The sequence below is a fragment of the Alcaligenes sp. HNGD-HTN06 genome, from assembly GCF_049932565.1.
GTDB classification, from domain to species: domain Bacteria; phylum Pseudomonadota; class Gammaproteobacteria; order Burkholderiales; family Burkholderiaceae_B; genus Alcaligenes; species Alcaligenes ammonioxydans.
This window is the reverse complement of the sequence record NZ_CP187782.1, coordinates 2,518,972-2,545,045: the sequence shown is the minus strand read 5'-3', so window position 1 is coordinate 2,545,045 and position 26,074 is coordinate 2,518,972. Positions and strand designations below refer to the sequence as shown.

Here is a 26,074-nt window from a genome sequence, read left to right as displayed (position 1 = left end):
TTGTCAATCAAGAGAGCGAGCTTTGAAAACCTATACCTTGCCCGACCCGGATGGACATTTTGGTCAGTTTGGTGGTTCGTTTGTCGCTGAAACGCTGGTCCACGCCCTGGACGAGTTGAAAGCAGCCTACGAACAGTATCGGAACGATCCTGAGTTTTTGCATGAGTTTCACTATGAGCTCAAGCACTTTGTTGGTCGTCCCAGCCCCGTGTACCATGCCCGTCGATGGTCGGAGCAACTAGGTGGAGCTCAGATCTGGTTCAAGCGCGAAGATCTCAATCACACTGGCGCACACAAGATCAACAACTGTATTGGACAGATTCTGCTGGCCCGCCGTATGGGCAAGCCACGCATTATTGCGGAAACCGGAGCAGGCCAGCATGGCGTGGCAACGGCGACGGTCGCTGCCCGCTATGGGCTGGAATGCGTGGTTTATATGGGAAGCGAGGACGTGCGTCGTCAAGCGTCCAACGTGTACCGCATGAAACTGCTCGGTGCGACCGTGGTCCCCGTGGAATCGGGTTCGCGCACCCTGAAAGATGCGCTGAACGAAGCCATGCGCGACTGGGTTACCAACATCAGCAATACTTTCTACATTATTGGCACGGTTGCCGGGCCTCATCCTTATCCGATGATGGTGCGCGACTTCCAGTGCGTGATTGGTAACGAGTGTGTGGAGCAGATGCCTCAGGATGCCGGTCGCCAGCCCGATTATGTGCTGGCTTCGGTAGGCGGTGGCTCCAATGCCATGGGCATTTTCTACCCTTATATCGAGCACAAGAATGTCGAGCTGATCGGGGTGGAAGCGGCTGGGCGTGGTCTGGACACGCTGGAACATTCGGCCTCCCTGAACAAGGGCATGGTGGGAGTGTTGCACGGTAACCGCACCTATGTACTGCAGGATGATGACGGTAACGTCATGCCCACGCACTCGGTGTCGGCGGGCCTGGATTACCCCGGCGTCGGGCCTGAGCACGCGTGGTTGAAGGACTGCGGCCGTGCCCAATATGCCACCTGCACCGATGAAGATGCCCTGAAAGCGTTTCACGATTGCTGCCGCATCGAAGGCATCATGCCGGCGCTCGAGTCTTCGCACGCCTTGGCTCATGCGGCTCGTATCGCCCCGACCCTGCCTAAAGACAAGATTATCCTGGTGAGCTTGTCCGGTCGTGGCGATAAAGACATGCACACGGTCGCCGAGTACGGCGGCTTGACACTGTAAGCAATCGGGAACTGATATGTCGAGTAATGTGCGTCTGAAAAAGACGTTTGACGGGTTGAACGGGCGCTGCGCCCTGGTCCCTTATATTACGGCCGGTGATCCCTCGGTGCCTGCGACGGTGGCGTTGATGCATGCCTTGCGTCAGGCAGGGGCGGACGTCATTGAACTGGGCGTGCCCTTTTCTGATCCCACAGCCGATGGCCCGGTGATTCAGCAGGCGGCCGAACGGGCGATCAGCCGCGGCGTGGGTCTGCGCAAAGTGCTGGAGATCGTGCAGCAGTTTCGTCTGATCGACCAGGACACTCCGGTGGTGCTGATGGGATACGCCAACCCGATTGAGCGCATTGGTCAGGCCGAGTTTGCCGTCATGGCGGGCGAGGCCGGGGTGGACGGGGTGCTGACGGTGGATTATCCCCCCGAAGAGTCCGAGGATTTCACCCGTTTGCTGACCGAGCAGGGCGTTGATACCATTTTCCTGCTCTCGCCCACTTCCACGGACGAACGCATCGCCAAGGTGGCGGAGTTGGCCCAAGGCTATGTGTATTATGTATCCCTCAAAGGGGTGACCGGTTCAGCCCAGATTGATGTGGCTGATGTGGAAATGCACTTGCAGCGGATACGTCAGCACGTCAAAATTCCGGTCGGGGTGGGTTTTGGGATTCGTGACGCCGAAAGCGCCCGGGCGATTGCCCGCACGGCGGACGCGGTGGTCATCGGTTCCAAGCTGATCCAGACCATGGAGCAGGCGGTGCAGGAAAATGCTGGCAAAGCGCAAAAGGACATTGATGCGGCAGCAGTAGCGGCAGCTGGTCAATGGCTCGCGCAGATACGCCAGGCGCTGGATAATTAGCCCAAATACCTATTCCGCGTATAGAATCATCTGCCTGTTCTTGATGAACAGGCGCTTTTTTTCAGAATAAAGAGCTTGGTGGGCCTCGCGCCGGCCAAGCGAAAACAGGATCTAACAATGAGCTGGATCGAGAAAATACTCCCGCCGCGAATTAACCGTAACCCTGAAAGCAGCCGTCGCGTGCCCGAAGGGCTGTGGGTGAAATGTCCGTCGTGCGAGTCTGTGCTCTATAAGGAAGATCTCCAGGCCACGTTGAATGTCTGCCCCAAGTGCAGCCATCACATGCGTATTGGTGCTCGGGCCCGGATCAAATCCTTGCTGGACCCCGAAGGCCAGACCGAGATTGGTTCCAATACCCGTCCTATGGACCCCTTAAAGTTCCGTGATTCACGCAAGTATACGGAGCGTGTTTCCGAGGCGACCAAGCAAACGGGTGAAACTGAAGCCATGGTAGTCATGAGCGGCACGATCTTGTCTGTGCCCGCGGTGGTCGCCTGCTTCGAGTTTGAATACATGGGCGGTTCCATGGGTTCGGTGGTTGGCGAGCGCTTCACGCGTGGGGTGCAGGCTGCCATAGCCAATCGCAGCCCCTTTATTTGTGTGGCCGCTTCGGGTGGTGCGCGAATGCAGGAGAGTTTGTTCTCGCTAATGCAGATGGCCAAGACCACGGCGATTTTGGCGGAACTGTCTGAGGCGGGTTTGCCGTTCATCAGCATTCTGACTGATCCTACCATGGGTGGCGTGTCGGCCAGTTTCGCCTTTATGGGCGATGTGGTGATTGCCGAGCCTAACGCCTTAATCGGTTTCGCGGGTCCGCGTGTGATTGAGCAGACAGTGCGTGAGAAGCTGCCAGAGGGTTTCCAGCGTGCCGAGTTCCTGCTGGAAAAGGGCGCTATCGATATGGTGGTGGATCGACGCGAATTGCAGCGTGAGTTGGCGGAGTTGTTGGCTTTGCTGACTCGTCAGCCGGCGGAGGCTGTGTCGCGCCATCCTTGACTGCTACGGCTTTGAGCTTAGGGGGAAACGCCATCTGGAGTCAGGTGGCGTTTTTTATTGCCTGCTGTGATTTGGTATTTTTTGTAGAAAAGTTTGTCTTTTTTGGATTTGGGCTTCTTGGTTAAGACTTCGGGGCGAGATTGGTTTGGTTTTCTTAGGGTGGGGGAGCACGATCCTGGAGCGGGGCTTTGGCCCGCGCTGCGCACGGGTACCCTTGGCGATGGAACAGTCCAGGCGTCCACTGAACTCGCCAGGTACTGGGTCCCCCGTACCCAGTACAAGCGCCTGGCCCAAACAGCACTGGGCTTGCATCCTGAATCGCTCAATAGACCGCGGCTAAAGCCCTGACTCGCACCAGGGCCGTGTTCCCCCATCCCAGGAAAAAAGAAGTATCGCGGAGGGCTCAGGTAGAGGGCTGTGTAAGCTATCTGCAACTGCAACTGCAACTGCCCTGTCTTGTTCTGTCCCCGTGTTTGGGCCTATACCTCGTTCGTCTGTGTAACTGCGTACGTTTTTCTGCGCTGTTGGCTTTAGCTTTGTTTTCTCTCTTTACGTCTATTTTCGGCGTTGTTTGTCGCTGGAGTTGAAAGCGTTATGGGCTTGAGGCCAAGGCCAAGGCGGATTGAATGTCGAGTACAAGACTGAGGCAGATGGGCCTGGGCTGGAACCTGAGTGAGAGAGAGTAGTGGCTGTTGCGGGAGCGGCTCGGAGTAGCAGGAAGAAGAAGAAGGAGAAGGAGAAGGAGAAGGAGAAGGAGAAGGAGAAGGAGAAGGAGAAGGATGCCGAGTGCCTGCCGTCTTCAGATCAAACAGACATAAAAAAACGCCGCCCTAGAGGGCGGCGTTTTTAGTCTTGCTGTTTACTGCGTTTCGACCTGTTGCAGCGGTTCGCTGTTCTCGGTTTCTGCAGCACGTTGCTTGCGTGGGCGACCCAGGCGCACGGGCGCGGGCTGGTAGTCGTCCTGTGTTGCCGAGCGAGCAGTAGTTTCTACCAGTTCGATGCCTGCTGCGTTCAGCACGGCCTCCAGGGGAGCGGCAGCGGGTTTCGGCGCCTGCTCAGCAGCAGGGGCTTTTTCTGCAGCAGCTTGAGTCTCTACGCGAGTCTCTACGGCTGCAGATTCCACTGGAGTGGTTTCGACGACTGGCGTTTCAGCTGTGGGCTGAACCTGTGCAGGGATAGCTGCTGTTTCCATGGCTTCAGCTGGAGCTTCAGTAACTTCTGCTTTGGCTGGTTCGGCAGCAGCTTCTGTTTGTACAGGAGCGGTGACCTCTTCAGCTGCAGGAGCTTCTGGAGCTGCTTCGGCGGCTGGAGCAGTCGTTTCTTCCTGGGCAGTAGCAGTTTCTGCGGCGGCAGTGTCTACCGGAGCAGCGTCAACGGCGGGAGCGTCTGTCACGGCTTGGGTTTGAGCAGGAGCGGCGGCTGTTTCTACGACTTCAGCTGGAGCTTGGGCGACTTCTGCTGTAGCAGCTTCGGCAGCGGCTTCTGCTTGCACAGGAGCAACGGTTTCGGCTGCGGCAGGAACTTCTGGGGCTACTTCGGCCTGAGCGGCAGCAAGCTCTTCCTGAGCGGGAGCGGTTTCAACAGTGACAGCTTGGGTCGTGACGACCTCTTCAGCTTGTTGGGCAGCCTGGGCAGCGACAGGAGCTTCCTGTGCGGCTTCCACGGCGACAGGGGCGGCTTCTTGGACGGCAGGTGCTTCTTTCGCTGTTTGGGGCTGTTCAGGCTCAGCCGTTGCAGTCTGAGCAGCGGCTTGTTCCTGGGCATCCAGAGCTGCGGGATTGAAGCTGGGCGTTTCGTGAGCAACGTAGGCGCTGGTGCTGCCTTCTTCGTTGTTCTCTTCGTTTTCAGCTACGGCGTTCGCGTCTGTGTTGCGACGTCCACGGCGGCTGCGACGACGACGACGTTTGCGCTCTGGGTCCAGGGCGCTGTTTTCGCTGCTTTCGTCTGTTTCAGCATCCGGGTTGTCGCCCGTATCACTTGTGTCGACCTCAATCTGCTGTTCAGCGCGGGCTGGTGCTTCTTGCTTGCTGGCGGCCACGGCGGCAACGCTGGCAACAGCCGCGGCGGCAAGCGCTTGCTCTGGCTGAGCGTCCGTGGTGTTGTCATCTTTGTTCAGCTCGATGTTTTCCGCATTGCCTTCTTCTCGGCGCTGACGACCACGGCCACGTCGGTTACGCGGGTTGCGGCTGTTGCTGCTGCCTTCTTCGGCAGTGGCGGGGGGTGTGCTGACGTTGGTGTTTTGAGGCGTTTCCAGAGCGGACTCGGTGCCAGCCGATGCCTGACGGCGGCGACCGCGTGTCGTGCTGCTGGCGCTTTCCGTGCTGACTTTTTCTTCCTGAGCTGCCTCTGGACGATTCGCCTGGCGACGACCACGTCCACCTTGACCTCGGCCGGCATTGGCTTGGCCGGAGCGACCCTGGCGACGACCCGAGGGGGACTTGTCACTTTCGGTTTTGGTGGTTTCGGTCACAGGCTCGGCGGGTTTGCCGGATAGCCAGTTGAGCAGGCGTTTGAGCAAGCCGGGCTTGTCGTCGCTGGCAACGGAAGTCGCGGCGGTTGCAGCGGCTGCCGCAGCAGCAGGCTTGCTCATGGGAGCAGGCTGGGCATGTGTTGTGCTCTTGACCAGGGCTTCCGGACGAGGCTTGATTTCGTGGCTGCGGTGGGGCACCAGGCTGTCCTGCTGTTCTGGCTGCTGTACCAGCTCATAGCTGCTGCGCAGTTCGTCCAGGCGCGGGTCATCATGGCGCAGGCGCTCAATGATGTGGTGCGGCGTTTCCAGATTCTTGTTCGGAATCAGGATCAGGGCAATGTTCAGACGCGACTCGATCTTGGTGATGTCAGCGCGCTTTTCGTTAAGCAGGAAAGTCGCGACATCCACCGGCACTTGAGCGTGCAGGGCGGCGGTGCCTTCTTTCATGGCCTCTTCCTGCAGCAGACGCAGCACGTGCAGGGCGCTGGATTCGGCATCACGAATCACGCCGGTGCCGGTGCAACGCGGGCAAGTGATGTGGGAGCCTTCATTCAGTGCTGGGCGCAGGCGCTGACGCGACAGTTCCATGAGGCCAAAACGTGAGATCTTGCCCATCTGGACACGAGCGCGGTCCAGGTGCAGCGCATCGCGCAGGCGTTGCTCGACAGCACGTTGGTTCTTGCTGTCTTCCATGTCGATGAAGTCGATGACAATCAGGCCGCCCAGGTCACGCAGACGCAACTGGCGGGCCACTTCGTCCGCGGCTTCCTGGTTGGTGCGCAGGGCGGTTTCTTCAATATCGGCGCCACGTGTGGAGCGCGCCGAGTTCACGTCAATGGCTACCAGCGCTTCCGTATGATCGATAACGACGGCACCGCCCGAGGGCAACTGCACAGTACGCGAGTAGGCGGTCTCGATCTGGTGCTCAATCTGAAAGCGCGAGAACAGAGGGATGTCATCGCGGTACATCTTCACGCGATGCAGATTGTCGGGCATGACCACGCTCATGAAAGCGGCGGCCTGCTCGTGAATTTCGTCCGTATCGATCAGGATTTCGCCAATGTCGGGCGAGAAGTAATCGCGGATCGCCCGGATGACCAGGCTGGATTCCAGATAGATCAGGATGGGGGCAGCATTGTCGCGGGCCGCGCCGTCAATGGCGGTCCACAACTGCATCAGGTAGTTCAGGTCCCACTGCAGCTCTTCGACGCTGCGGCCGATACCTGCGGTGCGGGCAATGATGCTCATGCCCTGCGGGATGTCCAGCTGGTCCATGGCTTCGCGCAGTTCCTGGCGGTCTTCGCCTTCTACGCGACGCGATACGCCACCCCCGCGAGGGTTGTTGGGCATCAGGACCAGATAACGACCTGCCAGCGAAATGAACGTGGTCAGGGCTGCGCCTTTGTTGCCGCGTTCTTCTTTCTCAACCTGGATGATTAATTCCTGGCCTTCGACCAGTGCATCCTGGATGCGTGCGCTGCGTACATCAACCCCTTCCTTGAAGTAGCTGCGAGCAACTTCCTTGAAAGGCAGAAAGCCGTGACGCTCTTCGCCGTAACTGACGAAGCAGGCCTCCAGGCCAGGTTCGATGCGGGTGATGACCCCTTTGTAAATATTGCCTTTGCGCTGTTCGCGCCCGGCTGTTTCGATGTCGAGGTCAATGAGTTTTTGACCGTCGACAATGGCGACGCGTAGTTCTTCTTGATGCGTCGCATTGAACAACATGCGTTTCATGAGTGTGGATCTCCGTTGTCATGGAGCACCGAAATATCGGCGCACGACCGCGGGTCACAGGTGTGTAGCGCTATAGCTGCATCAGTTTGGTGCAGGCAGGCAAAATCGGCCTACCGGCTTATAGTCTGGGAGGCACGAGTCGCGCCAGAGCGCGAAGTTCAATCAGCAGAGGGGTCAGAGTCACGGTATGTGTTTGACGAATATAAAATTGCTGGGGGAACGGCAGCCGCATGAATCACGCGGCTGGTGCAAAAGAGCGGGACAATCTGTGCAGGAATTCAGCGCCGCACGCGGGAGGAAAACATCTCTTGGAAAGCGGGCCTTCTTGCCACACGACTTTCGCTATTTCGGACTCACCCCGGCGACCTTATGACCCGGAAGCTGGAACTCAAGGATACAATTATCAGTCCTTGGTCATCCAACGGAGACGCACCCTTTGCATCTCTACGCTGGACCCAGTCTCAGCTTCCATAGGCTGAAGCGATTATATGCCCCTTTTTGTTATGTGCAAACCTCATGAATCACAAAGATCTGTCCCCCAAGTGCGAATGTTACGCATTGATGAAACGCGGGCGGGTCAGCGTATAGACAATTTTTTGATACGCGAATGTAAAGGGGTGCCAAAAAGCCACATTTATAAAGCGATCCGCGGCGGTCAGGTGCGGGTGAATAAAGGCCGCATCAGCAGCGACTATCGCTTGCAAGAGGGCGATATGGTGCGGATTCCGCCCTTGCGGCTGCCCGAGCCCGAGCAGCCACGCCATGTCCCTGCGGCAGTCTTTCCGGTCGTTTTTGAAGACGAACACCTGATGGTGATCGACAAGCCTGCCGGAGTGGCCGTGCACGGCGGCAGCGGTGTGTCCTTTGGCGTGATTGAGCAACTGCGCGCCGCACGACCCCAGGAGCCTTTTCTGGAGCTGGCCCATCGGCTGGACCGGGAGACGTCGGGTTTGCTGATTATTGCCAAACGTCGGGCAGCATTGGTGGGATTGCACGACATGTTTCGCGAAATCCGGGCCCGCAAGTTTTATTGGGCTCTGGTGCAAGGCGATTGGGTGAATGATCGTCAGCATATTCGTCTCCCCTTGTTGCGTTGGCTGACGGACAGCGGAGAGCGGCGTGTCAGGGTGGACCCAACAGGCAAGCCGGCTCACACCATCATCACCATGCAGCGCCGCTTTGGCCGCTTTTCCTTGGTGCAGGCGGAGCTGAAGACCGGGCGCACTCACCAGATTCGGGTGCATCTGGCCCATTCGGGCTTTCCGATAGTGGGCGACGATAAGTATGGCGACGATGCCATTCGCGACCAGTTCGCCCGACAGGGCTTCAAACGCATGTTCCTGCATTCGGGGCGCCTGGAGTTCAATCACCCTGTCACCGGACAGCCTCTGGTTCTGGAGGCTCCTTTACCTGCCGCCTGTCAGGCGGTTCTTGAGCGTTTGGAGAAGTCGTTATGACGCGTTATGCCGCCGTTCTGTTTGATTGGGATGGCACTGTTATGGATTCCACGTACTCCATAGCCAGCTCCATTCAGTTGGCCAGTGCGGATCTGGAGTTGCCCGTGCCCTCGATCCAGCAAGCCAGCTGGGTGATTGGTTTGTCCCTGGAAAGCGCTCTGTACCGCGCCGTGCCGGACCTGACGGCCGAGCAAATGCCGCTGTTTCTGGAGCGTTACCGTCATCACTTTATGCAGCGCGACCCGCATATCAAACTTTTTGATGGAATTTTGCCTTTCATGGGTGAACTTCGTGGCCGTCAGATTGCCTTAGGGGTAGCAACGGGAAAAAGTCGTCAAGGTCTGGACAGAGTGCTGCAGCAGGTCAATCTCAGCACTTTTTTTGACGCTACCCGTTGTGCGGATGAAACCCGCAGCAAGCCTGATCCGGAAATGCTGCATCAATTGCTGGCGGAATTGATGCTGGAGCCCGAACAGGTCTTGATGGTGGGCGATACCGTGCACGATATTCACATGGCGGCCAATGCCGGCATGGATAGCGTGGCGGTGACCTATGGCGCTCACGACCCACAGACTCTGGCCAAAGCCGAACCTACGGTCATGGTTGATAATGTGGCGCAAATGCGCGACTGGGTGTTGGAACGTACTTAAAAGGCGGCAAGCGGGTGTGAAAGCCATCTTGCCCGATAGTTTCAGGAGATGGAAATGTTCAAATCACGCTCGCAGCCCATACAGCCCTCTGAAATTACAGATGAATCGGTGTGGCGGGCTCGACGTCGCTTGTTTTTGCAGGCGCCGGGTGCTTTGGCCCTGGCTGCCGGTCTGCCCGGGCTGGCCCAGGCTGTCCCTGTGGGGCAGGCCTTGTCGTTTAACCCTTCCCAACGCTGGAAGTTGGATGAAACGCCCACCAGCGAGGCCGATGTCACCACGTACAATAATTTCTATGAATTTGGCACGGGCAAGGAAGACCCCTCCCGCCAGTCCGGTCAGTTCAAGACCGAGCCCTGGACCGTGCAGGTTGATGGGTTGGTGCACAAACCGCTGACTTTGGATATGGACCAGATCTTGAAGCTGGCTCCTTTGGAAGAGCGTATTTATCGCCTGCGCTGTGTCGAAGCCTGGTCCATGGTGGTGCCCTGGGTGGGGTATTCCCTGTCGGCCCTGTTAAAGCAGGCTTCGCCCATGGGGTCGGCTCGCTTTGTGCGGTTTGAAACGGCAGCGGAGCCGGAAACCATGCCGGGCCTGAGTTCCCGGATTCTGGACTGGCCCTATGTGGAAGCGTTGCGATTGGACGAAGCCATGCACCCCCTGACCTTATTGGCGACCGGCTTGTATGGCAAAAGCCTGCCGGTACAGAACGGGGCGCCGGTGCGGCTGATTGTGCCGTGGAAATATGGTTTCAAGTCGGCCAAGTCCTTGGTGCGAATTACCCTGACCGACACCATGCCCGAGTCCAGCTGGATGAAAGTAGCGCCGCATGAATACGGCTTTTACGCCAATGTGAACCCGGATGTTCCTCATCCGCGATGGAGTCAGGCAACAGAGCGGGTGATTGGTTCCGGTTTTTTTGCCACCAAGAAAGCGACGTTGCCCTTTAACGGTTATGCCGAGGATGTGGCCAGTTTGTATGCCAATATGGATTTGAGGCGTTATTACTGATGAAGACCTGGAAAGCCGCGCAGTTGGAAAGGCTCAAGCCGTTGGTGTTCCTAGTGGGTTTGTTTCCGTTGGGGCGCTGGGTATGGCTTGGTTTTAACAACGGGCTGAGTGCCAATCCAGCCGAGTTTCTGACCCGATCCAGTGGAACCTGGGCCTTGGTGCTGCTGTTGGTGACGCTTGCCTTAAGCCCGGTACGACGTTTGCTGGCGCAACCGGCTCTGGTGCGTTGGCGGCGTATGCTGGGCTTGTTCAGTTTCTTTTATGTAGCCTTGCATACGCTGGCCTGGGCCTGGTGGGATCGATCAGGCAACTGGCTGTCCATGTGGCAGGATATTGTGCAGCGGCCCTTGATTGCGATTGGCCTGATCGCTACCGTCATTCTTTTGCTGCTGACTTTGACGTCCACGCATGGCTGGCAAAAGCGTTTGGGTCGTGGCTGGGGCCGTTTGCATCAGACGGTGTTTTTGGCAGCGGCACTATCCGTTTTGCATTTCTACCTGATTCGGATCGGTAAAAATGACGTGGTGGAAGTGTATGTCTACGGTCTGATACTGGTGGGGCTGCTGATCTTGCGTCGTTGGCCTGTATTGAATCAGCCTGCGAAGTAAAAGAAGTAGATCAACAGAAAAACAGGTAATGGGCTTTGTGCTCATTACCTGTTTTTTTTATCAGTTCAGGCTTTGCAAAATGGCGGCGGTCTCTGCGTCCAGCAAACCGTCATAGCGTGCGGGACGATAGTGCATCTGGAAGGCGGCAATGACATTCTGCGTGGCTTTGTCAAAAACGCCGCTGTCCGGGGTGTCATAACCTGCCTTGCGCAGCAGGGCCTGGGTCTGGGCAGCAGACGGCAAGGGGCGGGTGGCGTACTGTGCTTGCAGTGCGCGGGCCTGGGCTTCGTTGTACCAGCGGCCTATACCTGCCTGGGCCAGTTCCTTCCAAGGGAAATGAGGGCCCGGGTCTAGTTTGCGCTGAGGGGCGGCGTCACTGTGACCGATGATATTGCGTGGGGTGACGCCATGGCGTTGGGTCAGATCTTTAATCAGTACCTTCAAAGCCTCGATTTGGGAGCGCGTGTAGGGCGCCCAACGGCCGTCGGGCAGACGGCCCATATTGACGATTTCGATGCCTATCGAGCCGGTGTTCAGGTCTGTGAAGCCGTACCAGGAACCCACGCCCGCATGCCAGGCGCGCCGCTCTTCGGGAACCAGACGGTAGACGGTAGGACGGCGTTCGTCGCTCACTAGATAATGGGCACTGACATCCCGCTGCGTCAGGACCTTCAGGGAGGTGGCGTGATCGCCTGCCGTGTAATGCAGGACCAGATAGCGAACACGACTGTTCTGACCCTGAGCGCTGTAGCTGTCGTCGAATTTAAAAGGGCCGCTGCTGCCACAGGCAGCCAGCAACGCAGTCAGACTGATTACGCCGATGCGCAGGGCGCGAGAGAGGGCTCTCATGTCAACGGCCCGCCAGGAACAGGAAGATGCAGGGGGTTTTGTCCAGAGCAGGCGGCTGACGCTCACGCCACTGCTCTATCGTGGCGGTCTGGATCAGCTCACGCGAGCCGGTCAAGTCACGAGCCAGGCATAAACGCGTTGTGGGTTTCAAGGACTGCAGCAAGGTGCTGTACATGGCCTGGTTGCGATAGGGTGTTTCGATCAGGATCTGCGTTTGTTTCAGGCTTTGGGACTGGCTTTCCCATTGCTTGAGCTGCTTGGCCCGTGCGCTGCTATCGACGGGCGCGTACCCGTGAAAGACAAACTGCTGGCCGTCCAGGCCGCTGGCCATCAGGCTGAGCAGAATGGAGGAGGGGCCGACATGCGGACGCACAGGGATTTTCATCTCGTGGGCCATGGCCACCACCAGCGCGCCGGGGTCGGCCACCGCGGGGCATCCGGCTTCCGAAACCAGACCGATGGCCTGGCCCTGCAGGGCTGGTTTCAGCCATTCGCGCATTTCGCCTGGCTTGTTGCCCCGCTTGTCCAGGGTGTGGATCGTGATTTCCTGCAGGGGCACGGCGGGCTCGACCAGCTTCAAGAAAGCGCGGGCAGTTTTGGCGTTCTCAGCAATAAAGACGGTCAGCTCGCGCGTCAGCGCCTTGACATCGGCAGGCAGCCAGCCACTGATCGGGCTCTCGCTTAAGCCGACGGGGATCAGATGCAGAGGGGCGACTTGGGGCATGAGGGGGCGGTCCTAAACGGAAAGGGGGAAAGGGTGGGGGAGCAAGGGGTTCAGACCAAAGTGGCGCAGCAAGGTACACAGCTCGATCAGGGGCAGGCCAATAATAGCGGTGGGGTCATCGGAACGCATCGATTCCATCAGGCCAATTCCCAGCCCTTCCGCTTTGGCGCTGCCGGCAGTGTCATAGGGTTTTTCTTGTTGCAGGTAATACTCGATCTCCTCATCGTTCAAGGCGCGAAAGCGACAATTGGTAACAATATCGCGGCAGAGAAATTCCTTCCCGTCTGTGACGCACAAGGCACTATGGAAATCGATGTTCTGGCCACTCAACCGTCGTAGCTGCTTTTGCGCGCCAGCATGGTCGCCGGGCTTGCCAATGGCATCTTTGCCGGACGTAGCGACCTGATCGGAGCCAATAACCAGCGCACCCGGGTTGAGCTGGCTGACCCGAGCGGCTTTTTCCCGTGCCAGCCGCAGGCTGAGCGCAGCCGGATCTTCTCCGGGCAAGGGGGTTTCATCAATGTCCGGGGACTGACAGGTGAAAGGCAGGCCCAAACGCGCTAACATAGCGCGGCGATAGACTGAGCTTGATGCAAGGATGAGACGCATGGTGTGTTTTAGCTGTGCTTTGGTTTGACTGCCTTGTGTTTAGCACGGTATTATCTAATGTTTTCTTCGTTATTGAAATGGCTGTGGGCGGGCTTGGCGATAAGCGGGTCATGTTTTACAGGCTTGAATAACGAAGGGCAGGAAAAAGCAGTGCAAGAAAAAATGGTAGAGCTTTAGGCGATACCAAAGCAGTAAATGCACGTAATGCACATAAGCCGTAAACAAGCAGCAAACAAGCAAAGCAAATACGCGGTATCCAAATCTTGGTTAAGCCGCGGTTTGATGCCCTGAGCATACTTATGACGACACTGTATATCGACACTTTGAACCTTGCTCGCGCTCCCCAGGAAATGGCGGGCCAGGTGCGGGTGGAAGATTTGTCTCGTCTGGTGTCCGATTTGCCCGATCAAGGCGATTTGCGCATTGACTGGAGCGTGTCGGGTCGGGAAGATTCTGTCCGGCGCCGTTTTGTGCATGTGCAGGCCAAAGGCAGTGTCATTCTGGAATGCCAGCGCTGTGTAAAGCCCTTCGAGTGGCCCATCGATATTTCTAACGAAGTACAGGTTGTGGCAAGCGAGGCCGAGCTTGAGCTGGATGATGACGATGCCGAAGGTCCTGATCGCATCTTGTGCGAAGGCCACCTGGATGTCTTGGGCTTGGTCGAGGATGAACTGATTCTCAGCGTGCCCTATGTGCCGCGCCATGAGGTTTGTCCCGAGGCTCAGTCCCTGTCCATGGAAGCTAAATCGGACGACCTGGACGAGTCCGCCTTTGAGCGGCCGTCACCGTTTGCCGTATTGGGTTCGCTCAAGAAGTCTTGATTGTTGTTACTAATTCATTAATTTTTTCGGGCTGCACCCATTTATTCGGGGTTGTCCATCTACAGGAGTCATCATGGCTGTTCAGCAGAATAAAAAGAGCCCGTCCCGGCGTAACATGCGTCGTTCGCACGACGCGCTTACTGGTCCTTCGACGGCTATCGAGCCTACGACCGGTGAATTGCACCTGCGTCACCACATCAGCCCCAACGGCATCTATCGTGGCCGTAAAGTGCTGAAAACAAAGAACGACGAGTAATAGTCTCTTTGTCGTTGCAAGCAACATAGGTTGCATGCTTGATGTCTAACAAAAAAATACGTATTGCCATCGATTGCATGGGCGGCGATATCGGTTTATCCGTCACTGTCCCTGCAGCGCTTCTTTTTGCCAAGCGTTATCCGGATGTGCACTGCTTATTGGTTGGCGAGCCTCAGGCCATCGAGCAAACATTGCGTGCGCAAGGTAATGTCGATACCTCCTGGTACGACATTCTTCCCGCATCCGAAGTTGTCACCATGGCCGATTCGGTTGAGGTGGCCTTGCGCCGCAAAAAAGACTCCTCCATGCGTGTGGCTGCCCAGTCCGTCAAGGACGGGATAGCTGATGCCTGCATTTCCGCGGGCAACACCGGCGCATGGATGGCAATTTCGCGCTACGTACTCAAAACTCTGGATGGGATTGATCGCCCAGCCATTGCCACGTCCATTCCGAACCAGAAGGGCGGGGCCACGATCATGCTGGATCTGGGTGCCAATGTGGATTGTTCCGCACAACACCTGCTGCAGTTCGCCATCATGGGCTCTGCCCTGGCCAGCATCGTGGATCGCCATGAGCGTCCCACCGTGGGCTTGCTCAATATTGGGGAAGAAGTCATCAAAGGCAACGAAGTCGTCAAGAAGGCGGCGGAGTTGTTGCGCTCCAGCGGACTGAATTTTTACGGCAACGTGGAAGGTGACGATATCTGCAAAGGTACCGTCAACGTGGTCGTGTGCGACGGTTTCGTGGGCAATGTGGTCCTCAAGTCCATTGAGGGGCTGGCCAAGATGGTCGGCAGTATGCTGCGCGACGAATTTACCCGTGACCCCTTGAGCAAATTATCCGCCTTGCTGGCTCGTCCGGTCTTGAATCGTTTCCGCGACAGGGTGGATAATCGCCGACATAACGGTGCGGCCCTTTTGGGTTTACGCGGTATTGTTATCAAGAGTCATGGTTCTGCCGATGCCTACGCTTTCGGTTATGCTTTGCAGCGAGCCCGCGGTGCGGTGCTCAATGGTCTGCTCAGCGGCACCAGCCAGGCAGTCGAGCGCATCATGCAAAGCGTCAGCCTGCATGAAGAGCAAAGCGGCGAACCAGATACACGCCATACTTCAGAGCCCTCGTCCTCATAAGAACGGGCTTGATCGGGAACCTAATTATGACGATATTTGCCAAGATTATCGGTACAGGCGGCTACCTGCCTCCTCGGATTGTGTCTAACGATGATCTGGCTGCTGAGCTGGCTCAAAAAGGTATCGAAACCTCCGATCAGTGGATTGTTGAGCGTACCGGTATTCACCAGCGTCATCTTGCCGATCCCGGTGTTCGCACCAGTCAGTTGGCGACTCAGGCTGCACGTCAGGCGCTGGAAGATGCCGGTCTGGCTGCCCAGGATCTGGACCTGATCGTGGTGGCAACCTCCACCCCCGATTATGTTTTTCCCAGCACCGCCTGCCTTGTGCAGGCCGAACTGGGCAATAAAGGCGCTGCCGCGTACGACGTACAGGCAGTGTGCAGCGGCTTTGTGTATGCCTTGACCACGGCGGATGCCATGATTAAGGCTGGCCGTGCACGCAATGCGCTGGTTATCGGCGCCGAAGTGTTCTCCAGCATTCTGGATTGGGACGACCGCGCCACCTGTGTCCTGTTTGGTGACGGGGCGGGGGCGGTGGTTCTGCAAGCCAGTGATGAGCCCGGTATTTTGGCCGCCCAACTCAATGCTGATGGCAGCCAAATGGGTATTTTGTGCGCGGCAGGCAATGTCTCGCATGGCCAGGTGGTGGGCGATCCCTTCCTGCGCATGGATGGTCAGGCTGTGTTCAAGCTGGCTGTCACCTCTCTGGCCGCCTCGGCCAATCAAGTTTGCGAACAGGCAGGTGTTTCCCTGGCTGATATCGATTGGCTGGTTCCGCATCAGGCCAACGTTCGCATCATCAATTTTCTGGGTCGCAAGCTGGGTATCCCCTCCGAGAAGGTGGTTATCACGGTTGATCAACATGCCAACACCTCGGCAGCCAGTGTGCCTTTGGCCCTGAATGCCGCTCGCCGGGATGGTCGTATCCGTGCCGGTGATCTGGCCTTGTTGCAAGGCGTGGGTGGCGGCTTTACCTGGGGTTCGGTGCTGGTCCGCTGCTAAGTAGCGCGATCCGGATTACCGCCTCATCTCTTTGGGTTTTTCTTCCATGAAAATTGCGTTTGTCTTTCCAGGACAAGGCTCGCAGTCCGTTGGCATGCTCGATGCCTGGTCCGAGTCGGCTGTCGTACAGCAAGCCATTGCACAAGCCAGCCAGGCGCTGGGCCAGGACCTGGCTCAGCTGATGGCACAAGGGCCTGCCGAGGCTCTGAACCTGACTACCAATACTCAACCTGTCATGCTGGCTAGCGCCGTGGCCATGTACCAAGCCTGGATTCAGGCTGGTGGCCCCGCTCCTGCCGTGATGGCCGGTCATAGCCTGGGTGAATACTCGGCCCTGACTGCGGCCGGTGCTCTGAGCCTGGAACAAGCTGTTCCGCTGGTTCGCATCCGTGCCGATGCCATGCAAGCTGCCGTACCTGTGGGTGTCGGTACCATGGCTGCCGTGCTGGGTCTGGATGACGATCAAGTGCGCGATGTGTGTGCTCGTGCCTCTGAGGGACAGCAGATTGTTCAGGCTGTTAACTACAATGCACCTGCCCAGGTTGTGATAGCCGGGAATGTGGAAGCGGTAGATCGTGCATGTGCCCTGGCTAAAGAAGCCGGTGCCAAGCGTGCTTTGGTGCTGCCCGTATCGGCGCCTTTCCACTCCAGCCTGCTGGAGCCGGCTGCAGTGGTGCTGGCCCAGGCCCTGGCTTCCGTGCAGGTGAATACACCTGCCATTTCCGTGATCAACAATGTGGACGTAGCCGCGCCCACCGACCCGGAACAGATCAAGGATGCACTGGTCCGTCAGGCCTGGCACCCCGTGCGCTGGGTGGAGACGATTCAGGCCATGAAGGCCCAGGGTGTCACCCATGTGGTCGAGTGTGGTCCGGGCAAAGTGCTGACAGGTCTGGTCAAACGCATTGATCGTGATCTTGTTGCCTTGTCGATCAGCGACCCTGCGTCCTTGCAGGCCACTTTGGAAGCCCTGGAGGGAGCATAAATGCAAGAAATGGATCTTAGCGGCAAGACCGCCCTGGTAACCGGCGCATCGCGTGGTATTGGTCAGGCGATTGCCAAAGCATTAATGGCACGCGGCGCCAAGGTCGTGGGTACGGCCACGTCTGAGGCGGGCGCACAGGCGATTTCCGCGGTGCTCGACCAGAATGGCAGCTACGGCCATGTCTTGAACGTTGATGATGCAGCGGCCTGCGAAGCGCTGGTCTCGGCCTTGAGCAAAGAAGACGGCGGTCCGCACATTCTGGTTAATAATGCGGGCATTACGCGTGACAATCTGGCCATGCGTCTGAAAGATGAAGACTGGGACGCTGTTATTCAGACCAATCTGAGTGCCGTGTTTCGCCTGTCGCGGGCGGTTATTCGCCCCATGATGAAAGCCCGTTGGGGCCGCATTATCAGCATCACGTCGGTGGTGGGCGAGAGCGGCAATCCCGGGCAGGCCAACTACGCCGCCGCCAAAGCGGGCGTGGCCGGCATGAGCCGCGCCTTGGCGCGCGAGCTTGGTAGCCGTAACATTACAGTTAATTGCGTCGCTCCGGGCTTTATCGATACGGACATGACACGCTCTTTGACCCCTGAGCAGTCGGCGGCCATTTTGTCGCAAATCCCTCTGGGACGACTGGGCGCTGCGGAAGATATTGCTAACGCAGTCGCCTTCCTGGCCGGGTCGCAAGCGCAATATATTACGGGCAGTACCATCCACGTCAATGGTGGTATGCATATGTAAGGCTTGGCATCGTGCCCGGCTGAGGTAAAATTGCGGGATTATTTGGGGCCTATTGCTTGAGCCGGCGTTGTAAGAATAACGTTGGGCCTCATACAAGAACGCCGTTTTTTGTCATAGCTTATCCCTCTTAATAGTATGGATTGGCTATAATTTGCGGGAATTTTTCCCAACTTGGAGAATCTGCATGGAAAGCATCGAACAGCGCGTCAAGAAGATCGTCGCTGAACAACTTGGCGTTAACGAAGCCGAGATCAAAAACGAATCTTCTTTTCTCGACGACCTCGGTGCCGACTCGCTCGACATGGTCGAGCTCGTGATGGCGCTCGAAGACGAATTCGAAACCGAAATACCAGACGAAGAAGCTGAGAAAATCACGACGGTCCAGCAAGCTGTGGACTACATCAATTCTCACAGCAAGCAGTAAGTTCAATTAAGAGGGTGGGCGGCATCGTGCACGCCCTCGCTCCAGAGCGGTTTCCAGAGAATAGCTTGTGCCCGGCGGCTTTAGCTTGCAAGACGCAGTTATTCCCTTTAAACCGCTTTTTTTGTGTTTAGGAGTCATCCGTGAAGCGACGTGTCGTCATTACCGGGCTGGGTATTGTTTCCCCGGTCGGCAACGATATTCCTACCGCGTGGGATAACATCGTCAATGGGCGTTCGGGCATCGGGCGTATTACCCGTTTCGATCCTTCGGCCCTTAGCGCCCAGATAGCGGGTGAGGTCAAGGATTTTGATTTAACACCTTATATTTCGTCCAAAGAAGCCAAGCAGATGGATACCTTTATCCATTACGGCGTGGTAGCAGGGATGCAAGCCTGGAAAGATTGCGGCCTGGATATCAACAGCATCGATGCTGAGCGTGTGGGCGTCATTGTAGGGTCGGGGATTGGTGGTTTGCCCCGTATCGAAGAAACCCAAAAAGATTATCTGGAACGGGGGCCGCGTCGGATTTCCCCGTTCTTTGTACCCGGCTCCCTGGTCAACCTGGTGTCTGGTCAGTTGTCGATTGGCCTGGGTCTGAAAGGTCCCAGCTATGCAGTGGTGTCGGCATGTACAACCGGCCTGCACTCCATTGGTGACGCCGCTCGTCTGATCGAGTATGGCGATGCCGACGTGATGATTGCCGGCGGCGCGGAATCTACCGTTTCGCCACTGGGCATCGGCGGTTTTGCGGCCATGCGTGCCTTGTCTACCCGCAATGACGATCCGCAGACGGCATCGCGCCCCTGGGATATGGACCGTGATGGCTTCGTGCTGGGTGAAGGCGCGGGTGTTCTGGTGCTGGAAGAGTACGAACATGCCAAAAAGCGTGGCGCCCGCATTTATGGTGAGTTCGCCGGCTACGGCATGAGCTCGGATGCTCACCACATCACCTCGCCGGACCGTGACGGTCCACGTCGTGGCGTGATGAATGCCTTGCGCAACGGTGGCATCAACCCGGATGAGGTTCAGTACGTCAATGCTCATGGCACTTCTACGCCGCTGGGTGACGTGAACGAGTCCGAGGCATTGAAGCTGGCTTTTGGCGATCACGCCTACAAGCTGGTGGTCAACTCCACCAAATCCATGACGGGTCACCTGCTGGGTGCAGCTGGTGGCATTGAAGCGGTATTCACTACGTTGGCGGTGTACAACCAGATCTCGCCTCCAACCATCAATATCTTCAATCAGGATCCGGCATGCGATCTGGATTACTGCGCCAATCAGGCTCGTGATATGAAGATTGATGTGGCCTTGTCCAACTCCTTTGGATTTGGTGGCACGAACGGTTCGATGGTGGTTCGTCGTCTTCGTTAAGTCAGACTGCCCCACTCGTCACGCCCAGTCCTGGTCGATCGGAGCTCCGGCTCTGGTGCGCCGACTGGGCGCTTTTGTCTATGCGGTCCTTGCATCCGCTCTGGCCTGGACGATGCATAGCTGGCAAGTGCCCTGGATTGTGGCCCTGCTGGCAAGTGCTTTGTGGGCTTATTTTCTGTATGCTTGCTATCGTCCGGTATGGAGTCAGCGCGCTACACTAGCGCATCATGCAGGGCTATACTCCTTGCAAGACGCTAAGGCTGTGGAACAGCGTGTCCAAGTCGAGCAACTCTGGTGCTCTGCCTGGTTTATGACTTTGCGTTTGCGCAGTGTTCCACCTGGCAAGGGCTGTCGCACCGTTACCGTATGGCGCAGTGCTCAGCCCCCACAGGCCTGGTGGGCATTGTGTCTTTGTGCCAAGCGGCTGTCCCATCAGGTCCGTGCTCAGAATAAGGATTCTTAATGAGTGAACGCGATACCGATGCCGAACTGGTTGCACGTGTTCAGCGTGGGGACAAGCGAGCCTTTGACCTGCTGGTACTCAAGTATCAGCGCAAGATCATGCGTCTGCTCAGTCGCATGGTCCGTGACCCGTCTGAAATCGAGGACGTGGCTCAGGAAACTTTCATCAAAGCCTATCGGGCTCTCCCCCAGTTTCGGGGCGAGAGCGCTTTTTACACCTGGCTCTATCGCATTGCGATCAACACGGCTCGTAATTGGCAGGCCTCGGCCGCGCGACGTCCCAACACGTTACAGAACGTCGAAACCGAAGAAGGTGAAACTTTTGACCGAATTGACAACCTAAGCGATATAAGCACACCGGAATCCATGATGGTCAGCCGCCAGATTGCTGAAACGGTAAATACAGCAATTCAGGCACTGCCCGAAGAGTTACGGACCGCGATTGTGCTACGTGAAATAGAAGGGATGAGCTATGAAGATATTGCTCAGACCATGGACTGCCCTATAGGAACTGTACGTTCACGCATCTTTCGAGCCCGAGACGCCATTGCCGCGCAGTTGCGTCCCATACTCGATGGTGAAGATAGTGAACGACGGTGGTAAGGATTGATGATGCAAGCCCTGAAATCCCATTCCGATGACGATCAACTCAATGCCTGGGAGGCCGCCGTGTCTTCCTGGGTGGATGGTGAGGCTGAAATACGCCCCGAGGAACTGGACTCCCCGTACGGGCGTCAAGTCTGGGATACCTATCATTTGATCGGTGATGTCATGCGCACGGAGGCGCTGGCGATCCGTACGTCGGATCGCTTTTACGCACGTCTGTCCAAAGCGATTGATGAAGAGCCCACAGTGCTCGCGCCCAACGCCATGAAGCGGCCCTTGGTGCAACGCTACGGCGTCAGCGGCCTGGCGGTGGTGGCTGCTGTGGCGGCTGCCTTGTGGGTGGGCTTGCCTTATATGGGGGGCACGTCTGGTCCGGCTACTCTGGTAGCCAGCGCTCAGGACGATCAGCTCTGGAATGATTACGCGGATTTGCACCGCGATTTTGTTGGTACCGGTCCGGTACGCCATGTTTCCTTTGAAAGTGGAGCCCTGGGTCAATGAGGTCTGTACGCATGCCGTCACCGGTGAGCCGGGCGCGCTTCTACAAGGGTTTGCTGGCCTTTTCTCTGGCGATGCTGTGTACCCCCGTGCTGGCTCAAGAGGCCAAGGGGCTCGAGCCCCTTGATTTGCCCTGGCTGCAGAAGGTGCATAAGGCGGCGCGCGATCTGGATTATTCGGGTGTCATTATGTATACCCAGGGTCAGTCCAGCCAGTCCATGAAACTGGTGCATATCATTGACGGTACAGGTGAACGTGAGCGCCTGGAAATTCTGGACGGCGAACCGCGCGAGTTTTTACGCCAGAACGAAGTCACGCAATGCCTGATTCCCGAAAAGAAGATGGTGGTGATCGAGCGCCGTGAAAACGAGCGTTTTCCTAGTTTTCTGGTCGGCGACGTCAGTCAGCTGCCCAATTTTTACGATATGCGTCGTTTGCCATCGCGCGAACGTGTTGCGGGCCGTCCTTGTGAGCTGATCGAGCTGGTGCCCAAGGATGACAAACGCTATGGTTATCGGGTGTGTGCGGATGTCGATCATCATTTGCTGTTGAAAATGCAGACTCTGGACCCACAACAAGAGGTAGTAGACCAGATTGCCTTTGCCTCGGTCGCTTTTGGCGAACAGGTGGATTTGCAGGAGTTGCGCACCAGCTGGAACCCCAGCAAGTGGGAGGTGGTCGAACCCGAGGTGCGCAAGATTGATATAGGTGAGCAGGGTTGGCAGTTCGCTTTGCCTGCCGGTTTCACCCTGCGTTCCGAAATGCTCCGGCCTATGCGCGCTGGGCGCCAGGTAACGCACTTGATGATGTCTGATGGCCTGGCTGCCATTTCTGTATTTCTGGAGCGGGTTGGAACCCCCGAGGCCGAGGAAAACAGTCTGGGAGCTTTCCATCGTGGTTCCATGAATATGTACCGCAGTCGTATCAACGATTATGTTTTGACCAGTACGGGAGCAGTTCCCGTACAGACACTGCGCGCTTTGCTTGAAGGCACACAGTTCACCCCACTATCCCGGACACATTGACTATCGTCCACCAGGAGTATTTGAATGGAAAAATCGAGTAAAAAAATGCGTATTCCTGTTCTCTCGGCTTTGACAGCTGCCGTGATACTGGCAGCGGGTGCGCCCATGGCTTACGCGCAGGCCCAAGCTGTCACGACAAGTGAGCAGGTCCAGAGCACAACGCTCGGTCTGCCTGATTTCACGGGAATCGTTGCCAAAACCGAGGATGGGGTAGTCAACATCCGCACTACAGAGGCAGTGCAGGTACGGTCACCGGCCATGGGCCCCGGCTCAGACCCGTACGATATGTTCCGTTGGTTCTTCGGACCTGACTTCATGCCTCCTGGCATGACGCCCCAGCGTCCTCATGGCGGCAATAACGCTCCACAAGCTCAAGAGCGCACCGTACCGCGTGGCGTCGGCTCGGGTTTTATCATTTCAGCTGACGGCTACATCCTGACCAATAATCATGTGGTGGCAGATTCCAACGGCATTTTTGTCACCCTGAGCAATGGCAAGGAATACCCGGCCAAGATCATCGGTACGGACGAACGTACGGATGTGGCTTTGATCAAGATTGAGGCCAAAGATCTGAAACCCATGGTGATTGGCGATTCCAAGCAACTCAAGAAAGGGCAATGGGTTCTGGCCATTGGGTCGCCTTTTGGCCTGGAGTCCACGGTCACTGCCGGAATTGTCAGCGCCATCAATCGTGAGACAGGGGACTACCTGCCTTTCATTCAGACCGACGTAGCCGTCAACCCCGGTAACTCGGGTGGGCCGCTGATCAATCTGAACGGTGAGGTTGTGGGTGTGAACTCGCAGATCATCTCGCGCAGTGGCGGCTTTATGGGTATTTCCCTGGCCATCCCGATCGACGAAGCCATGAACGTGGTCGAGCAGCTCAAGACGGACGGCAAGGTAACGCGCGGTCGCATCGGTGTACAGATCACGCCGGTGGCTGATGATGTGGCCACTGCGCTGGGCCTGAAAGACAGCAAGGGCGCCTTGGTCAGCAGCGTGGAAGAGGGTGGTCCGGCCGCCAAGGCTGGCATCCAGTCCGGTGACGTCATCCTGAAATTCAATGGCCGCAGCATTGACCAAATGACGGATCTGCCACGTATTGTGGGCAGCACCAAGCCAGGCCAGAGCTCCACGCTGGAAATCTGGCGCAAGGGCAAACTGCAGACCGTCAAGATTAATGTCGAGGAAATGCCTTCCGGCAACCCGGTTGCTGCCGGAAAAGATCAGAAAGACGCGCCGGCTGCCAGCAGCACCGATGCGTTTGGTCTGAAAGTGACGGCAGTGCCGGAGGCCGATTTGAAGCGCCTGGGGGTAGAAAGTGCGGTTCAGGTCGTCGACGTGGGCCCTCCTGCCAACCAGGCCGGTCTGCAACCAGGTGATCTTATTTTGCGTGTCAACGATAAAGACGTAGGGACGCCAGAGCAATACGCTAAAATGGTGGCTTCCTTGGATAAATCCAAAGCAGCAGCCCTGCTGGTTTTGCGTGCAGGCCAGTCGCAATGGATTTTGATTACGCCATCGAAATAAAATTTTTCTAAAACGGCTAAAATGGTAGTGATTGATGGACTCCGGCCCCTGGCCGGAGTTTCTCCGCCACTACTCGAGGGTGTAGTCAGCTTCGAGTAGATAATGGCTCCACGTGCGCCCGTCTGACAGGACGGGTCTTGCGTTTTCGGCGCGTGGACTGAAAAGGGGCGTCATGGGCGCCCCTTTCTTGTGCCGTCCCTTCTGGCATTGCGCCTCAACATTTCTTTGTTTAGTAACGGGTTTATGGATCACATCCGCAATTTCTCTATTATTGCCCACATCGATCATGGCAAATCGACCTTGGCTGACCGCCTGATCCAACGCTGTGGTGGCCTGGCCGACCGCGAGATGTCGACCCAGGTTCTGGATTCGATGGACATCGAGAAAGAGCGTGGCATTACGATTAAGGCCCAGACCGCGGCTTTGCACTACAAGGCTCGGGATGGCAAGGTATACAACCTGAACCTGATCGACACCCCCGGCCACGTCGACTTCTCCTACGAAGTCAGCCGCTCCCTGTCGGCCTGTGAGGGTGCTTTGCTGGTGGTGGACGCTTCGCAAGGGGTGGAAGCACAGACCGTGGCCAACTGCTATACCGCCTTGGACCAGGGCGTGGAAGTGATTCCCGTGCTCAACAAAATGGACTTGCCTTCGGCTGATCCTGACGCAGCACGCCAGGAAGTAGAGGACGTTATCGGCATTGATGCCAGCGATGCGATTGCGGCCAGCGCCAAGACCGGTCTGGGTATTGACGATATCCTGGAAACCATTGTGGCGCGTGTTCCCCCGCCAGTGGGTGATCCGTCTGCTCCACTGCAAGCTCTGATCATTGACTCCTGGTTTGACAACTACGTGGGCGTGGTCATGCTGGTCCGCATTGTCAATGGGGTACTCAAGCCCAAGGAAAAGATTCTGCTGATGGCCACGCGTGCGACGCACCTGGTCGAGCACATCGGGGTCTTTACGCCCAAGTCTGAAAACCGTCCGCATCTGTCTGCCGGTGAGGTGGGCTTTATCATTGCAGGCATCAAGGAACTGGAGCACGCCAAGGTGGGCGATACCATCACCCTGGCGGGCAAACCAGCTGAAAGCGCGCTGCCCGGCTTTAAAGAAGTGAAGCCCCAGGTGTTCGCGGGTCTGTATCCGGTGGAAAGCAGTGAATACGATCAACTGCGTGACTCGCTGGAGAAGCTGAAGCTGAACGACTCCTCCCTGATGTTCGAACCTGAAGTGTCCCAGGCGCTGGGTTTTGGTTTCCGCTGTGGCTTTTTGGGCCTGCTGCATATGGAAATCGTCCAGGAGCGTCTGGAGCGTGAGTTCGACATGGATATCATCACCACCGCGCCGTCGGTGGTGTACGAAGTCGAGCGACGCGATGGCGAAGTGCTGATGATTGAAAGCCCCTCGCGCATGCCGGAAGTCGCGCATATTGAAGACGTACGCGAACCCATTGTTGTGGTTTCGCTGCTAATGCCGCAGGAATACGTGGGCCCGGTCATGACCCTGTGTACAGCCAAGCGCGGTTTGCAGTTAAATATGACCTATCATGGCCGTCAGGTGAACCTGGTCTATGAAATGCCTTTGGCCGAGATCGTGCTGGACTTCTTTGATCGGCTCAAATCCGTCTCGCGCGGCTATGCCTCGATGGATTATGAGTTCAAGGAATACCGTTCGGCGGATGTGGTCAAGGTCGATATCCTCATCAACGGTGACCGGGTCGATGCGCTGTCCATGATCGTGCACCGCAGCAACGCCCGTTACCGCGGCCGTGAAGTGGTTGCCAAGATGCGATCCCTGATCCCGCGCCAGATGTTTGATATTGCGATTCAGGCCGCCATTGGTGCCGAAGTGATTTCTCGCGAGAACGTCAAGGCACTGCGCAAGAACGTGCTGGCCAAGTGTTATGGCGGTGACATCTCTCGCAAGAAGAAGCTGCTTGAGAAGCAAAAAGCCGGTAAGAAGCGGATGAAGCAGGTTGGAAACGTGGAAATTCCGCAGGAAGCCTTTTTGGCAATTTTGCAGGTCGAGGATAAGTAATG

At 57.0% G+C, this 26,074-nt stretch carries 24 protein-coding genes; 20 read left to right on the top strand and 4 right to left on the bottom strand.

Annotated features, from left to right (window positions below):
- Window positions 1–22: 22 nt before the first annotated feature.
- The 3 genes from trpB (at window position 23) to accD (ending at window position 3,068) form a co-directional block, all read left to right on the top strand.
- Window positions 23–1,222: a tryptophan synthase subunit beta gene (trpB, locus tag ACOZ42_RS11575; protein ID WP_003800983.1), complete on the top strand. Its 1,200-nt coding sequence runs from the start codon at window positions 23–25 to the stop codon at window positions 1,220–1,222.
- A 16-nt stretch (window positions 1,223–1,238) separates the two neighbouring features.
- A complete protein-coding gene (gene trpA / locus ACOZ42_RS11570) occupies window positions 1,239–2,072 on the top strand; it encodes a tryptophan synthase subunit alpha (RefSeq protein ID WP_003800981.1) in 834 nt (277 codons plus the stop codon).
- 117 nt (window positions 2,073–2,189) lie between these two features.
- Entirely contained in the window at window positions 2,190–3,068 is an 879-nt protein-coding gene (gene accD, locus ACOZ42_RS11565) for an acetyl-CoA carboxylase, carboxyltransferase subunit beta (RefSeq protein ID WP_039943198.1), read from the top strand.
- 859 nt (window positions 3,069–3,927) lie between these two features.
- Here accD and ACOZ42_RS11560 read toward each other — a convergent pair.
- The gene (locus ACOZ42_RS11560) at window positions 3,928–7,272 is read right to left on the bottom strand and encodes an Rne/Rng family ribonuclease (protein ID WP_426345141.1); all 3,345 of its coding nucleotides are present in this window, start codon (window positions 7,270–7,272) and stop codon (window positions 3,928–3,930) included.
- Between the two features lie 488 nt (window positions 7,273–7,760).
- Between ACOZ42_RS11560 and ACOZ42_RS11555 the strand changes: the two genes are divergently transcribed.
- The 4 genes from ACOZ42_RS11555 to ACOZ42_RS11540 are packed head-to-tail and all read left to right on the top strand — an operon-like array spanning window position 7,761 to window position 10,995.
- Complete coding sequence (locus tag ACOZ42_RS11555) at window positions 7,761–8,729, top strand: RluA family pseudouridine synthase (RefSeq protein ID WP_407927700.1); 969 nt, start codon at window positions 7,761–7,763, stop codon at window positions 8,727–8,729.
- Window positions 8,726–9,379 carry an HAD family hydrolase gene (locus tag ACOZ42_RS11550; RefSeq protein ID WP_003800976.1) on the top strand — a complete coding sequence of 218 codons (654 nt, stop codon included), beginning with the start codon at window positions 8,726–8,728 and terminating at the stop codon, window positions 9,377–9,379. The genes ACOZ42_RS11555 and ACOZ42_RS11550 overlap by 4 nt, the downstream gene beginning before the upstream one ends.
- 54 nt (window positions 9,380–9,433) lie before the next feature.
- Window positions 9,434–10,387 carry a protein-methionine-sulfoxide reductase catalytic subunit MsrP gene (gene msrP / locus ACOZ42_RS11545; protein WP_240209430.1) on the top strand — a complete coding sequence of 318 codons (954 nt, stop codon included), beginning with the start codon at window positions 9,434–9,436 and terminating at the stop codon, window positions 10,385–10,387.
- Window positions 10,387–10,995, top strand: coding sequence for a sulfite oxidase heme-binding subunit YedZ (locus tag ACOZ42_RS11540; RefSeq protein WP_426345140.1), 609 nt, complete (start codon window positions 10,387–10,389; stop codon window positions 10,993–10,995). The genes msrP and ACOZ42_RS11540 overlap by 1 nt, the downstream gene beginning before the upstream one ends.
- A gap of 60 nt (window positions 10,996–11,055) precedes the next feature.
- Here ACOZ42_RS11540 and ACOZ42_RS11535 read toward each other — a convergent pair whose 3' ends face one another.
- Genes ACOZ42_RS11535 through ACOZ42_RS11525 form a run of 3 tightly spaced genes read right to left on the bottom strand, consistent with a single transcriptional unit; the run spans window position 11,056 to window position 13,135 of the window.
- Window positions 11,056–11,844 (bottom strand): N-acetylmuramoyl-L-alanine amidase, encoded by a 789-nt coding sequence (locus tag ACOZ42_RS11535; protein WP_426345139.1) that lies wholly within the window; start codon window positions 11,842–11,844, stop codon window positions 11,056–11,058.
- A 1-nt stretch (window position 11,845) separates the two neighbouring features.
- Window positions 11,846–12,568 (bottom strand): SAM-dependent methyltransferase, encoded by a 723-nt coding sequence (locus ACOZ42_RS11530; protein WP_059318004.1) that lies wholly within the window; start codon window positions 12,566–12,568, stop codon window positions 11,846–11,848.
- Between the two features lie 12 nt (window positions 12,569–12,580).
- Window positions 12,581–13,135: a Maf family protein gene (locus ACOZ42_RS11525; RefSeq protein ID WP_003800970.1), complete on the bottom strand. Its 555-nt coding sequence runs from the start codon at window positions 13,133–13,135 to the stop codon at window positions 12,581–12,583.
- A 341-nt stretch (window positions 13,136–13,476) separates the two neighbouring features.
- On the opposite strand from ACOZ42_RS11525, the gene ACOZ42_RS11520 reads away from it, so the two are divergent.
- The 13 genes from ACOZ42_RS11520 (at window position 13,477) to lepA (ending at window position 26,072) form a co-directional block, all read left to right on the top strand.
- Window positions 13,477–13,998, top strand: coding sequence for a YceD family protein (locus ACOZ42_RS11520; RefSeq protein ID WP_240209427.1), 522 nt, complete (start codon window positions 13,477–13,479; stop codon window positions 13,996–13,998).
- A 73-nt stretch (window positions 13,999–14,071) separates the two neighbouring features.
- The gene (gene rpmF / locus ACOZ42_RS11515; protein WP_003800968.1) at window positions 14,072–14,254 is read left to right on the top strand and encodes a 50S ribosomal protein L32; all 183 of its coding nucleotides are present in this window, start codon (window positions 14,072–14,074) and stop codon (window positions 14,252–14,254) included.
- A 41-nt stretch (window positions 14,255–14,295) separates the two neighbouring features.
- Window positions 14,296–15,384, top strand: a complete 1,089-nt coding sequence (gene plsX, locus ACOZ42_RS11510) for a phosphate acyltransferase PlsX (protein ID WP_003800967.1) — start codon at window positions 14,296–14,298, stop codon at window positions 15,382–15,384.
- A 26-nt stretch (window positions 15,385–15,410) separates the two neighbouring features.
- Complete coding sequence (locus ACOZ42_RS11505) at window positions 15,411–16,388, top strand: beta-ketoacyl-ACP synthase III (RefSeq protein ID WP_059318003.1); 978 nt, start codon at window positions 15,411–15,413, stop codon at window positions 16,386–16,388.
- A 46-nt stretch (window positions 16,389–16,434) separates the two neighbouring features.
- A complete protein-coding gene (gene fabD / locus ACOZ42_RS11500) occupies window positions 16,435–17,373 on the top strand; it encodes an ACP S-malonyltransferase (protein WP_003800964.1) in 939 nt (312 codons plus the stop codon).
- 9 nt (window positions 17,374–17,382) lie between these two features.
- On the top strand, window positions 17,383–18,117 hold the full coding sequence (gene fabG, locus ACOZ42_RS11495; RefSeq protein WP_003800963.1) for a 3-oxoacyl-ACP reductase FabG: 735 nt from the start codon (window positions 17,383–17,385) through the stop codon (window positions 18,115–18,117).
- A 184-nt stretch (window positions 18,118–18,301) separates the two neighbouring features.
- Window positions 18,302–18,541 carry an acyl carrier protein gene (gene acpP / locus ACOZ42_RS11490; protein ID WP_003800961.1) on the top strand — a complete coding sequence of 80 codons (240 nt, stop codon included), beginning with the start codon at window positions 18,302–18,304 and terminating at the stop codon, window positions 18,539–18,541.
- A 140-nt stretch (window positions 18,542–18,681) separates the two neighbouring features.
- Window positions 18,682–19,914, top strand: a complete 1,233-nt coding sequence (fabF, locus tag ACOZ42_RS11485) for a beta-ketoacyl-ACP synthase II (protein WP_003800959.1) — start codon at window positions 18,682–18,684, stop codon at window positions 19,912–19,914.
- A gap of 462 nt (window positions 19,915–20,376) precedes the next feature.
- Window positions 20,377–20,979, top strand: a complete 603-nt coding sequence (gene rpoE, locus ACOZ42_RS11480; protein WP_003800955.1) for an RNA polymerase sigma factor RpoE — start codon at window positions 20,377–20,379, stop codon at window positions 20,977–20,979.
- Window positions 20,980–20,988: 9 nt separating this feature from the next.
- A complete protein-coding gene (locus ACOZ42_RS11475) occupies window positions 20,989–21,483 on the top strand; it encodes a sigma-E factor negative regulatory protein (RefSeq protein WP_235587650.1) in 495 nt (164 codons plus the stop codon).
- The gene (locus ACOZ42_RS11470; protein ID WP_230406180.1) at window positions 21,480–22,505 is read left to right on the top strand and encodes a MucB/RseB C-terminal domain-containing protein; all 1,026 of its coding nucleotides are present in this window, start codon (window positions 21,480–21,482) and stop codon (window positions 22,503–22,505) included. Before ACOZ42_RS11475 ends, ACOZ42_RS11470 begins: the two co-directional genes overlap by 4 nt.
- Window positions 22,506–22,529: 24 nt before the next feature.
- The gene (locus tag ACOZ42_RS11465) at window positions 22,530–24,035 is read left to right on the top strand and encodes a DegQ family serine endoprotease (RefSeq protein ID WP_003800949.1); all 1,506 of its coding nucleotides are present in this window, start codon (window positions 22,530–22,532) and stop codon (window positions 24,033–24,035) included.
- Between the two features lie 243 nt (window positions 24,036–24,278).
- Window positions 24,279–26,072, top strand: a complete 1,794-nt coding sequence (lepA, locus tag ACOZ42_RS11460) for a translation elongation factor 4 (protein ID WP_219234958.1) — start codon at window positions 24,279–24,281, stop codon at window positions 26,070–26,072.
- Window positions 26,073–26,074: the final 2 nt, after the last annotated feature.

Coding starts and splice junctions, on each gene's coding strand:
- ACOZ42_RS11550 (WP_003800976.1), top strand. CDS start 8,726: ATGACGCGTTATGCCGCCGTTCTGTTTGATTGGGATGGCACTGTTATG.
- ACOZ42_RS11520 (WP_240209427.1), top strand. CDS start 13,477: ATGACGACACTGTATATCGACACTTTGAACCTTGCTCGCGCTCCCCAG.
- ACOZ42_RS11465 (WP_003800949.1), top strand. CDS start 22,530: ATGGAAAAATCGAGTAAAAAAATGCGTATTCCTGTTCTCTCGGCTTTG.
- rpmF (WP_003800968.1), top strand. CDS start 14,072: ATGGCTGTTCAGCAGAATAAAAAGAGCCCGTCCCGGCGTAACATGCGT.
- ACOZ42_RS11475 (WP_235587650.1), top strand. CDS start 20,989: ATGCAAGCCCTGAAATCCCATTCCGATGACGATCAACTCAATGCCTGG.
- ACOZ42_RS11540 (WP_426345140.1), top strand. CDS start 10,387: ATGAAGACCTGGAAAGCCGCGCAGTTGGAAAGGCTCAAGCCGTTGGTG.
- ACOZ42_RS11535 (WP_426345139.1), bottom strand. CDS start 11,844: ATGAGAGCCCTCTCTCGCGCCCTGCGCATCGGCGTAATCAGTCTGACT.
- msrP (WP_240209430.1), top strand. CDS start 9,434: ATGTTCAAATCACGCTCGCAGCCCATACAGCCCTCTGAAATTACAGAT.
- rpoE (WP_003800955.1), top strand. CDS start 20,377: ATGAGTGAACGCGATACCGATGCCGAACTGGTTGCACGTGTTCAGCGT.
- accD (WP_039943198.1), top strand. CDS start 2,190: ATGAGCTGGATCGAGAAAATACTCCCGCCGCGAATTAACCGTAACCCT.
- acpP (WP_003800961.1), top strand. CDS start 18,302: ATGGAAAGCATCGAACAGCGCGTCAAGAAGATCGTCGCTGAACAACTT.
- ACOZ42_RS11555 (WP_407927700.1), top strand. CDS start 7,761: ATGCCCCTTTTTGTTATGTGCAAACCTCATGAATCACAAAGATCTGTC.
- plsX (WP_003800967.1), top strand. CDS start 14,296: ATGTCTAACAAAAAAATACGTATTGCCATCGATTGCATGGGCGGCGAT.
- ACOZ42_RS11530 (WP_059318004.1), bottom strand. CDS start 12,568: ATGCCCCAAGTCGCCCCTCTGCATCTGATCCCCGTCGGCTTAAGCGAG.
- ACOZ42_RS11505 (WP_059318003.1), top strand. CDS start 15,411: ATGACGATATTTGCCAAGATTATCGGTACAGGCGGCTACCTGCCTCCT.
- ACOZ42_RS11525 (WP_003800970.1), bottom strand. CDS start 13,135: ATGTTAGCGCGTTTGGGCCTGCCTTTCACCTGTCAGTCCCCGGACATT.
- fabD (WP_003800964.1), top strand. CDS start 16,435: ATGAAAATTGCGTTTGTCTTTCCAGGACAAGGCTCGCAGTCCGTTGGC.
- trpA (WP_003800981.1), top strand. CDS start 1,239: ATGTCGAGTAATGTGCGTCTGAAAAAGACGTTTGACGGGTTGAACGGG.
- lepA (WP_219234958.1), top strand. CDS start 24,279: ATGGATCACATCCGCAATTTCTCTATTATTGCCCACATCGATCATGGC.
- ACOZ42_RS11470 (WP_230406180.1), top strand. CDS start 21,480: ATGAGGTCTGTACGCATGCCGTCACCGGTGAGCCGGGCGCGCTTCTAC.
- fabG (WP_003800963.1), top strand. CDS start 17,383: ATGGATCTTAGCGGCAAGACCGCCCTGGTAACCGGCGCATCGCGTGGT.
- ACOZ42_RS11560 (WP_426345141.1), bottom strand. CDS start 7,272: ATGAAACGCATGTTGTTCAATGCGACGCATCAAGAAGAACTACGCGTC.